General features: G+C 45.7%; 3 protein-coding genes and 1 pseudogene. 1 reads left to right on the forward strand and 3 read right to left on the reverse strand.

What is annotated here, in order from left to right; all coding sequences use genetic code 11:
- Nucleotides 1–190, forward strand: a 190-nt coding sequence (locus tag IBX50_RS20125) for a hypothetical protein (protein ID WP_292258175.1), incomplete at its 5' end; no start/stop codon positions are given.
- A 12-nt stretch (nucleotides 191–202) separates the two neighbouring features.
- On the opposite strand, the gene IBX50_RS20130 is transcribed toward IBX50_RS20125, so the two are convergent.
- From IBX50_RS20130 to IBX50_RS20140, 3 genes and pseudogenes are all read right to left on the reverse strand, one after another.
- Nucleotides 203–736: a hypothetical protein gene (locus tag IBX50_RS20130; RefSeq protein WP_292258176.1), complete on the reverse strand. Its 534-nt coding sequence runs from the start codon at nucleotides 734–736 to the stop codon at nucleotides 203–205.
- A gap of 9 nt (nucleotides 737–745) precedes the next feature.
- Nucleotides 746–1804: an AAA family ATPase gene (locus IBX50_RS20135; RefSeq protein ID WP_292258177.1), complete on the reverse strand. Its 1059-nt coding sequence runs from the start codon at nucleotides 1802–1804 to the stop codon at nucleotides 746–748.
- 75 nt (nucleotides 1805–1879) lie between these two features.
- A pseudogene (locus IBX50_RS20140) lies at nucleotides 1880–2001 on the reverse strand (ISAs1 family transposase); the annotation flags it as partial.

Genomic DNA, 2001 nt, shown 5'->3' on the forward strand with positions numbered 1-2001 from the left:
AACAGCCGAGAATCACGGCTGCCTGTGGATCGAAAATCAGGCCCTGAAAGGCTGGAAAGTGGTAAAAAATCAGTTAAAAATGCTGACAGCCTCAGCAAAAAATGGGCATCAAAACGTGGAAGTGCTGACAGCAGAGTCAAACAGATGTTCGGGGAGGTTGATTTATAGCCTCATGAATAATGCGGGCTAAGCGTGTTAACTTTCATGTCTTTCGCCTGGCATCAAACAAAAGGTGTTCTTTGCGTTTAACAGTATCGAGGGTTTCTATCATTACTTCTGGTTCGATATCCAGATATTTGAGTTTTTTTGCCAGCTTCCTGCGTAGGCTATCCATGATGCCCATCAGTGAATCTTTACCTGGCAAACGAGGGGCTATGAAAAGGACGAGCTTAATGCGTTCACTGGACGCCGCCTGGCGGAACTCTTTAATGCCAGTGTCTTTGCTTCGTGCAAGAATGGAGAGGGAGTCCAGGTAGCAGCGAAATAGGTTACAGATCTTATCTTCCAAATTGCCATCGCCATTTGCCAGCCATTCTGAACTTTTGACTTCCACTAAATACAGGCCTTCTGCCAGATCATCGGGTGCAAGAACTGCAAAGTCGATTTTTTTGAGACCGCAGAAATCAACTTTAGTACCTGGGCCTTCTGTGCCATCGTAGTTTAGCCATTTGCTGCGAAAACGTAGTTGAAATGGGCTTTCATCGATCCAATCGCCCCAGGCTAGATTTTGTGTCATTTCAGCCTCTTAGCGCTTTCCATAAAAGTTGTTCAGTTCACTCTGATAGAGCTTATCAAACTCTTCGAGCACTGGGTTATGCTCTAACTCGTATAGGTTTCGCGCTGCTTCTACCTTTACAAATTTATCCGTACTTTTTTCACGATAAAGGCTGAAGAATTGGATGGGTGTGTTTTTTTCCGATGCAAGTAAGTGCAGGTACTTCAAGACAAAGTAATCGTGGGTAGCGATAAAAACCTGAGTTTTTTGTTCAGAGAAGGCACGAATTAAACCAGCCAGAGGTTCAGCAAAGGATGGGTTTACATTAACTTCCGGCTCATCCCAGAATAATGCAGAGTTTTCTGCCAGACTTCGGTTGGCAACCAACTGCAAAAGCATCCCTATTTTTCGGTAGCCTTCTGCTGCTAACCCTGCTTCCAGCTTGCCAATACCGCGCTGTTTGATATAAAAGCGTTGTTGCTTTTCGTCATAAATGACGGCGGCTTTGAGCATTTTCTCCAGGGGTTCCATCAGGTTTTTCTGCCACTCAACCTTAGGCCCTGTACCGCTTCTAGTACCTAGTTTTAGTGCAAGGTCACTGTATAGCTCTTCAAGTTCCAGACCATTTTCTGCCATCGCTGAAACCAGGCCATGAAACATGGACAAAATCTCCTTAGTCGGCAGGTAAACAGGGTCAGGCCATTGAGGGCGCTTAATGTTCCAAGAGCCTAGTGCTATCTCCTGATCACGGGTTGAAAAATCAAAGCTTATTGCTGCACCCTCGCCTTTAACTTCGACATTGCAGTGCTTGTGCCCATGTACTCGTGAAGCCAAGCGTCCGATTTTTTCCACTTGAAAATTACGGATCAGACGTTTACTCAAGTGCATTGCAAAGCCCGCCTTGGAGGTGTCCAGGTCTTTTGCAGTGGTTACGGCACGGGAGACTGAATACAACAGCTTCAGCAGGTGGGTTTTACCGGATGCATTCTGACCAAGAAAAACGTTAATACCAGGGCTGAAATCCAACTGTGCTTTGTCAAATAATGTGAAATTATCAAGGCTAAGTGTTTTCAGGTAGGGGCTGTCCATCAGCAGGACTCCGGTTTTATGTTCAATTCACCTAGTTTAGCAGCAACCGAGCCCAGGGAAAACGCACGAAACTCCTTATGCCGCAAGGACTTTGGCCAGGTAGCTTTCCGTCATTGCCGCTTTTTTCTGCTTGCGTTTGATCCCACCTTTGAAGGTTGTTTCGCTTTTCAGGTAGTTCATGGCAATGTGTCTAATCC

The sequence above is a fragment of the Marinospirillum sp. genome, assembly GCF_014859565.1.